Source organism: Tsukamurella soli (genome assembly GCF_039541155.1).
Classification (GTDB): domain Bacteria; phylum Actinomycetota; class Actinomycetes; order Mycobacteriales; family Mycobacteriaceae; genus Tsukamurella; species Tsukamurella soli.
This window is the reverse complement of sequence record NZ_BAABFR010000028.1, coordinates 1-8,048: the sequence shown is the minus strand read 5'-3', so window position 1 is coordinate 8,048 and position 8,048 is coordinate 1. Positions and strand designations below refer to the sequence as shown.

The 8,048-nt window shown below is 69.9% G+C and carries 8 protein-coding genes and 1 pseudogene; 5 read left to right on the top strand and 4 right to left on the bottom strand.

Annotated elements, in window-relative coordinates; genetic code table 11:
- Positions 1-78: 78 nt before the first annotated feature.
- Together ABD908_RS10930 and ABD908_RS10925 are read right to left on the bottom strand one after the other, a co-directional pair.
- On the bottom strand, positions 79-807 hold the full coding sequence (locus ABD908_RS10930; protein WP_344995072.1) for a TetR/AcrR family transcriptional regulator: 729 nt from the start codon (positions 805-807) through the stop codon (positions 79-81).
- A 247-nt stretch (positions 808-1,054) separates the two neighbouring features.
- Positions 1,055-1,546 (bottom strand): Fur family transcriptional regulator, encoded by a 492-nt coding sequence (locus tag ABD908_RS10925; protein ID WP_344995069.1) that lies wholly within the window; start codon positions 1,544-1,546, stop codon positions 1,055-1,057.
- A gap of 170 nt (positions 1,547-1,716) precedes the next feature.
- Here ABD908_RS10925 and nicT point away from each other — a divergent pair, with 170 nt between their 5' ends.
- Entirely contained in the window at positions 1,717-2,850 is a 1,134-nt protein-coding gene (nicT, locus tag ABD908_RS10920; RefSeq protein WP_344995066.1) for a Nickel transporter NicT, read from the top strand.
- 58 nt (positions 2,851-2,908) lie between these two features.
- Here nicT and ABD908_RS10915 read toward each other — a convergent pair.
- Positions 2,909-4,016, bottom strand: a pseudogene (locus ABD908_RS10915) (Fic family protein).
- Here ABD908_RS10915 and ABD908_RS10910 point away from each other — a divergent pair.
- Positions 3,907-4,149 carry a PaaI family thioesterase gene (locus ABD908_RS10910; protein WP_344995064.1) on the top strand — a complete coding sequence of 81 codons (243 nt, stop codon included), beginning with the start codon at positions 3,907-3,909 and terminating at the stop codon, positions 4,147-4,149. The pseudogene ABD908_RS10915 and the gene ABD908_RS10910 overlap by 110 nt on opposite strands.
- A 59-nt stretch (positions 4,150-4,208) precedes the next feature.
- Here ABD908_RS10910 and ABD908_RS10905 read toward each other — a convergent pair whose 3' ends face one another.
- Positions 4,209-4,670, bottom strand: coding sequence for a GbsR/MarR family transcriptional regulator (locus ABD908_RS10905; protein WP_344995061.1), 462 nt, complete (start codon positions 4,668-4,670; stop codon positions 4,209-4,211).
- A gap of 65 nt (positions 4,671-4,735) precedes the next feature.
- Between ABD908_RS10905 and ABD908_RS10900 the strand changes: the two genes are divergently transcribed.
- The 3 genes from ABD908_RS10900 to ABD908_RS10890 all read left to right on the top strand — a co-directional run.
- Complete coding sequence (locus tag ABD908_RS10900) at positions 4,736-5,698, top strand: ABC transporter ATP-binding protein (RefSeq protein ID WP_344995058.1); 963 nt, start codon at positions 4,736-4,738, stop codon at positions 5,696-5,698.
- The gene (locus ABD908_RS10895; protein WP_344995055.1) at positions 5,695-7,260 is read left to right on the top strand and encodes an ABC transporter permease; all 1,566 of its coding nucleotides are present in this window, start codon (positions 5,695-5,697) and stop codon (positions 7,258-7,260) included. Before ABD908_RS10900 ends, ABD908_RS10895 begins: the two co-directional genes overlap by 4 nt.
- Positions 7,261-7,319: 59 nt before the next feature.
- Positions 7,320-8,048: GNAT family N-acetyltransferase (locus ABD908_RS10890; RefSeq protein ID WP_344995052.1), on the top strand; the 729-nt coding region annotated here is incomplete at its 3' end.

Genomic DNA, 8,048 nt, shown 5'->3' with positions numbered 1-8,048 from the left:
TAGACACACTTCGACATGTGCGTCAACCATTTGGCTTGCTTGACAAAACTCCTGCGTATCGCACGCTCGCGGCCGCAATCAACTCCCGCGCAGCATCTCCGCCAGGGTCGAGAGTTCCTCCTGCGCCGCAGTGAGGACGTCGAGACGGCTGCGCTCGGCCGCACCGTCGGGACGGGTCACGAGTCCACCGATCACGAGATCGGCGAACTGTTCCGCGATGTCGTCGAGGTTGTCCCCGTCCCTGACCCAGAAGGCAGTCCAGTTCCACATCCCGAAGAGCGCGAACGCCGCGGCGCGCGGGTCGGTCGGGCGGATCACCCCTGACTTCTGACCTGCGATGATGATCTCGACCACGTCCCGGAACATCGCACGACGTTGGGCGCGGTGCTCCCGGGCGATCTCGTCGGGCATGAGCGCTTCGCTCTGCAGCAGTAGCCGGAAGCGAGAGGAGTTCGTCGCGACCAGTCGGACCATTCCGGTCATCACGTTGCGAAGCCGCTGATCGGCGGGGAGGTCCGCGTGCAGTTGGGCCGCGATCACCTCGTGGCCGACGGCCGTGATGTCCTGCACGATGCGAACCAGCAGCTGGTCCTTGCTCGGCACGTAGTAATACAGCGCGGTCCGGGTGACACCGATCTCCTTCGCGATGTCCTGCAGGCTGGTTCCGGCGAATCCCCGTTCGGCGAACAAGCGTGCGGCCGCGTCGAAGGCCTGCGACTCGATCCGCTCCCGTCGCAGCCGGGAGCGCCCCTCGCGGGATTCGACATCGAGCTCGTCGGAATCAGACCGGTTGTTCGTGTCCGTCATACCCGTGACCCTACGTCCGCGCGGCCGCGCCTCCCGCTGGCGCGGCTGTGGACGCTCCTACCCCGTAACCAGCGGATCGACCCCGTTGAGCACCACCCGAACGGCGGAGGACTACGCGCACTTCTGCGCGTGCATCGACACGGAACGCGTGGAATAACCACTGATACACCATGATTCACACGAAACAGTAACCAAGTGCAGCACACGTCGGCGCCGACGTGGCGGGCTTTCTGCCAGTGCTCGACGGCTAGTCCGCCGCGGTCGCTCGACACCCCGGGCACAGGCCGTGCAGTGTGAGGCCGGCCCGGTCGGAGAGCAGGAACCCCGTTCCCTGGCTGGCCTGGCTCAGCGCGGCGCTCAACTGCTCGGCCGGGACCTCGATGATCGCACCGCAGCGGGTGCACACGGCGTGGTGGTGCGGCTGCGCAGCAAGGCCGTAGGTCGATACGTTCTCGTCGACTGCCAACGCGTGCACCACTCCGACCCCGACGAGCGTGGACACGGTGCGATACACGGTCGTGAGGTCGACATCCCGGCGTCGCTCGACCAGCCGCTCGTGGATCCGGGCGGCGGTCAGGTGGTGCTCGCCCCGCGCATCCGCCTCGACGAGTACGGAGAGCACCGCCAGGCGCGGCGCCGTGCAACGCAGATCGTGCTCGCGCAAGAGCTTTCGGAGTCCATCGCCGCTGTCACCCGCCGCGACCGACCGGTCGGGCGTGCTGTGGCGCGCCGCTGTCATGGAACCAGTGTGACCCGATCGACGCCGTCCGGCAACGACCGTTCCGAACACCCGGTCGGTACCTCCCGCCCCGTGCGACCGCCACTTGCCAATGTATTGCAGGACGGACGCGTCAGGCTTAACCTCGATACATTCCGAAAACCATCCGGGGCCACGAGAAGGGCGCACCGATGATCTCGACTCCCACCCTCTCGAACCGGTCGAGGCTGACGACGATCCGCACCGCGCTCACCCGCGCGGAATGGACCCGGGCGGGCGGGATGGTGACCGCCATCGTCGCCCTGCACCTGATCGGCTGGATCAGCCTGATGGCATTCGTGGCCCCGAATCACTACAGTCTCGGCAGCCAATCCCTCGGTCTGGGAGTCGGACTCACGGCCTACACCCTCGGGTGTCGGCACGCGTTCGACGCCGACCACATCTCGGCGATCGACAACACGACCCGCAAATTGATGGCCGACGGCCGACGGCCGCTCTCGGTGGGGTTCTGGTTCTCGTTGGGCCACTCCAGCATCGTGTTCGGACTGACCCTGCTGCTCGCGCTCGGCGTCAAGACGATCGCCGGACCCGTGCAGGACGACAGTTCGGCACTGCACCACTACACCGGCCTGATCGGCACCACCGTCTCGGGAGCGTTCCTCTACCTGATCGCGATCATCAACGTCGTCATCCTGACCGGCATCGTCAAGGTGTTCCTCGAGATGCGACGAGGCACTTTCGACGAGGCAGCCCTCGAGGAGCACCTGAACAACCGCGGATTCATGAACCGGATCTTCGGCCGGCTGATGAGGTCGATCACTGCGGAATGGCAGATGTATCCGGTCGGGGTGCTGTTCGGGCTCGGATTCGACACCGCGACCGAGGTCGCACTGCTGGTGCTCGCCGGCACCAGCGCCGCTTCCGGGCTGCCCTGGTACGCAGTCCTGTGCCTACCGGTCCTGTTCGCCGCCGGTATGAGCCTGTTCGACACCATCGACGGCTCGTTCATGAACTTCGCGTACGGATGGGCGTTCTCCCGACCGGTGCGCAAGGTCTACTACAACCTCACCATCACGGGCCTCTCGGTGGCCGTCGCCCTGATCATCGGCACGGTCGAGCTGCTCGGCCTACTCTCCGGCCAGCTCGACTGGAGCGGACCGTTCTGGAACTGGATCGGCGGCCTGAACATCAACACGCTCGGGTTCGTGATCGTCGGCCTCTTCGTCGTCACGTGGGCGGCGTCCCTGCTGATCTGGCGCTTCGGTCGCATCGAGGAGAGGTGGAGCGCCGCCAGGGAGGCCACCCCGGCCGTGGACGCGGACTGACGAGTTCCCAGGACCCACGCCGGGCGTCGCGAGGGGCGGGAGACCACGCTCCAGTGCACTAGGCCGGTCCGATCCCGCCGGCGTCGTGCCGGACACGTCTGCCGACCGCGCTGCTGAGCGCGTCGAACTCGGCCAGGACGTCGACCGCGGCCCAGATCCGGTTCCGCTTCGACTCGGTGATCACCTCCAGCACACCGGCATCGACGAGCCGGTTGAGCGCCCGATAGGTGCTGGGTTCCGCCGTGCCGGTGATGCCCTGCGCGGTGTCGGCATCGAACACCGGCGCCGTCGAAGGCGCAGCGAGGAGAGACTCCGCCGCGACGGCGCACGAATGCAGAGCCGCGGTCGCGACATACCCGACGAACCCATCCACATCACCCGCGCGGTACCCGTCGAGCAACCCGAAGTAGCGGTGAGTTGTCCGCCAGCATCACCGACGCCAGCGGGACGGTGATCCTGCGCGTGAGCCCCCGGCCACGCAGCACCGCACTGAGCAACGCCCGCCCGATCCGGCCGTTACCGTCGACGAACGGATGGATGGACTCGAACTGCGCATGAGCGATCGCCGCCTGCGCGACGATCGGCAGATCGTCACGGGCGACGAAGGCGAGCAGGTCGTCGATCAGCTCAGCCACCAGATCCGGCGGTGGCGGGACGTACAGCGCGTCGCGCGGCGAGTAGTCCGAGCCGCCGATCCAGCTCTGCACGTCCCGGAACCGTCCGGAGTCCCGAGCCGCGTAGGGATCCGGGGCCATCAGCAGGGTGTGTGCAGTGAGCAGCGTGTCGCCGGTGATCGGCCCGGTGCCGGCGGAGTCGACCATCGCGATGAGCGCCTGCACCGCGGCCAGCTGGGACCTCGCCTCCGCCGACGCCTTACCGCCGGCGAGGGCGCGACCGAAGGCCTTCCACCCGGCATCGACATACTCGATCCTCGGCGAGGCGACGGACTCACTACGCAGTAGGAAGTCCGCGAACGGCGCCAGATGCTCGCCACGGCCGGCCTCGAGCGCCGCAGTCCTCACGCCGGGCGATATCGGCGCCGGATACATCGTGGCCATGCTCGACGACACGATGAGCCCGGCGACGGTGTCGGCGCTCGGCGTGACTGCGCCGACGGTCGATCTGCACGTCCAGTTCCTGCGGCCGGCCCAGCCGGGAAGACTGATCGGCCGCGGGCGCGTCGTGCACGAGGGCCACCGGATCTGGTTTCTCGCGGCAGAGCTCGTCGATGCCGCCGGGCGGGTGGTGGCGTCGGGCACCGCGACCGCCATGGTGCGTCGGGCGGCGCAGGCGGCGTGAGCACCGGCGACTCGGCAGCAGGCGACACACGCACCGTCGCCCGGTCAGTAGTCGCCCGGTCAGTATCCGTACGTCTCGACGCGGCGGGCGCGCCATCGCTCCATCAGGTCGGGCAGCTCACCGAGCACGAAGGCGAAGAAGTCCCGCATCACCTCGACCCGCTGCGCGGCGGGGCCGCCCGGGGGGAGCTCCTCGAGCCCCGCCTGTGCCACCGCGAACCACCGCTCGATCACGGCGTTCCGCGAGGTCAGGGCCTCGTACCAGATGTCATCGCCGAGACCGAGCGCCGTGCTCCGGCTACCCGGCACATGGCGCCGGCGGATCATCCCGGCCTGGGTGAGGTAACCGACCGCCCCCGACACCGCACCGGCCGAGACCTGCAGCTGCTCTGCCACCTGCGCCGGCGTCAGCTCCCCCTCCGGCGAGGCCAACACCGCGGAGAACACCCGCGCGGCCATCCTCTGCATGCCCGCATCCACCATCGCCCCGGCCAAGTTCTCGACGAAGTTCGGTGCATCCATACCCGTGAACCCTACCAACATTCGGACACTTCACAAAGTTCTGAAGTTCGACTACGGTCGAGCGCATGACCACAGATGTCGTCGTCGCCGAGGGCCTGACCAAGGATTTCGGGAAGGTGCACGCGCTCACCGGACTGGACCTGCGTGTGGCGGCCGGCGAGGTGCACGCCTTCCTCGGACCCAACGGTGCCGGTAAGTCCACCACGATCCGCATCCTGCTCGGACTGCTGCGCAAGACGTCCGGCACCGTCAGCCTGCTCGGCGGCGACCCATGGTCCGACGCGCCCGATCTGCATCGCCGCGTCGCGTACGTGCCCGGCGACGTGACGCTGTGGCCCAATCTGTCCGGCGGCGAGACGATCGACCTGATGTGTCGGCTGCGCGGGGTCGATGCGGGTGGGACGGGACGGAGGGGCGGCGCCCCGAGCGCGTACGCGGCCCGCCGAGCCGAGCTGATCGAGCGGTTCGCCCTCGACCCCGCCAAGAAGGCCCGCACGTACAGCAAGGGCAACCGACAGAAGGTCGCACTGGTCGCCGCCTTCGCCGCACCCGCCGAGCTGCTGATCCTCGACGAACCGACCTCCGGCCTGGACCCGCTGATGGAGGAGGTGTTCACACAGTGCCTGAAAGAGGTTGCAGCGCAGGGATGTTCGGTACTTCTATCCAGTCACATCCTCTCGGAGGTCGAGGAGGTGGCCGACACCGTCACCATCATCAAGGACGGCGCCGACGTCGAGACCGGGAGCCTTGCGTCGATGCGGCACCTGTCGGGCACCCGGGTGGAGGCGACCCTCGCACGCCCCGTCGACCTCGCCGGGCATCCGGGGATCACGGACCTGGCCGTCGACTCGCGGCCGGTCGGGCAGCACGTATCGGTCACCGTCGACGACGCGCACCTCGCCGCCGTGCTCACTATCCTGGCGGCCGCCGGGCCCACGCAGCTGACCAGCCGGCCACCCACCCTGGAGGAGTTGTTCCTGCGACACTACGCACCGACCGCTCCCGCGCACCCGGCGGCGACGCGATGAAGGGACTCGCCCCCACGCTCAGACTGGTCCTGCGCCGCGACCGGATCCAGGCGCCGGTGTGGTTCTACATCTTCGTGGCGATGGCGGTCTCGGCCGTGGTCTCCGCGAAGGGCCTCTATCCGCACGCCGACCAGCTCGTGTCGGCGGCCGCGGCGGCCGACCGGAACGCCTCACTGGTCGCGCTGTTCGGGCCGGTGTACCAGCCCACACTGGGCGCGCTCGCCATGGTCAAGATGATCGTGCTGATCCCGGCCTGCCTCGGACTGCTCACCGGCCTACTGGTGGTCCGGCACACCCGCGCCGACGAGGACTCCGGGCGGCGAGAGATGCTGGGCGCGGCGGCGATCGACCGCATCGCGGCGCCGGTCGCGGCACTGATCGAGTCCGTCGGGCTCTCGCTGCTGATCGGTGCGGTGGTCGGAGTCGGCCTGACGGTGACGGGGCTCCCCGCCGTCGGCGCGGCGACGTTCGCCGCCGAGTGGGCGCTGGTGGGGTCGTTCTTCGCCACCGTCGGGCTGCTGTGCGCACAGCTCGCCGAGGGCGCGCAGGGAGCACGCGGGCTGTTCGCCCTCGTCCTGGGTGTGAGCTACGTGCTGCGGGCGCTCGGCGACATCCAGGGCCTACACCGGGTCACCCGCGAGCCGACCGCCTGGACCTGGCTGTCCCCCCTCGGCTGGGCACAGCAGATGCGGCCGTTCGCGGGCGACCGGTGGTGGCCCGCACTGCTTCTCGTGGCCGGGGCGGCGATACTCGCCGCCGGGAGCCTGCGGATCGCCGCGCGCCGCGACCTGGGCGCTGGACTGATCCCCGTCGGCCGGGGACGGCCCGCGGCGGCGGCGGGCCTCCGGTCCGCGCCCGCACTCGCCTGGCGGCTGCATCGCACGCAGGTCGGCGCGTGGGTCGTGGGCTTCCTGGCGTGCGGCGTGGCGTTCGGCGGGATGGCGTCCGCGATCACCGGCCTGGCGTCGCCCGGCACGGCGGACCTCGTGAGCCGCCTCGGTGGGGGCGGGACCGATCTGGTCGACGCCTTCTACGGCGCGATCTTCTCGATCATGGGGATGATCGCGGCCGTCCTCGCCATCTCCCTGACCATCGCTCCCGCGGGTGAGGAGACGTCCGGCCGCGCCGAGTACCTGCTCGCCGGTCCGGTGCGCCGCACCTCGTGGTTCGGGTCGCAGTCGGTCCTCGCGCTGCTTGCGAGCGCGGTGGTGGTGGCCGCCGGCGGGGTGGGCGCGTCACTTGTGGCCGACCGTGACCTCGTGCTGCCGGCGCTCGGCGTCCTGCCGGCGGTATGGCTGCTCGCCGCGGTCGGCGCGCTCGCCGCGGGCCTGTCGGCCCGGGTGACGACGGTGGCCTGGGTCGCGTTGGCCCTGTGCGTCCTGATGCTGGTGGCCGACGTGCTGCGGCTCCCGTCCTGGGTGAGCCGGCTCTCACCGTTCAGCCACATCACCGCGCAGCCCGGGCAGACGCTGCTGACCGGGGCCGCGACGGCGATGGTGATCGCCACCGTCGTCGCGATGGGCCTCGCCGTCGTCGCCGTGACGCGCCGGGACGTGGGGTAGGCGGCGCGGGGGTACCGACTGCCCTTGACTCCGCGACGCTGCACTGCCGATGTGAGTACATGACCGCGCTGCGCGACGACCGCCTGCAGATCCGCATCGACGCGGCCTCGAAACACCGCCTCGAGTCCGCGGCGGCCCATCAGCACCTGTCCCTGTCCGCATTCCTGCTCCAGGCCGCGGGGCGGGCCGCCGACGAGATCCTCGCCGATCGCGACTTCGTGCCGCTCGACACCGCCCTGCATGACAGATTCGGATTCCGCAGCGGCTCAGCGGTACTCGACGAGTGGCTGCGGCGCTACGCCGGTCAGAACCGCCGACGCGACACCTCCGCCACATGGGTGATCGCCGACGCCGACCACAGGGTGGTCTGCTACGCGACGCTGTCGATGACCGCGATCGACCGGTCGGCGGGCCCGCCGGGACTCGTGGCGCGCGCCCCCGACCCCGTGCCCGCACTGCTCATCGGTCGGCTCGCGACAGATGCGCGCGCCGCAGGCCGCGGCGTGGGAACCACGATGCTCCGGCACATCCTCGCGACGGCGGTGGAGCTGAACCTGACGGTCGCCTGCCGCACGGTGGTCGTGACGGCCATCGACGCCCAGGCGCGGTCATGGTGGCAGCGATTCGGATCGCCCCCCTGGCTCCAGACGAGCCCGAGGGGCTGGACCTGTACCTGCTCACCAAGGACATCGCCGCGACGCTCGATGCCCGCGGGCTGGGCGGCCGACCGCGGCCGCGTCGGATCAGCCGCGCGCGAGGCGCCGCATCCGCACCGCCAGCGCCGCGAC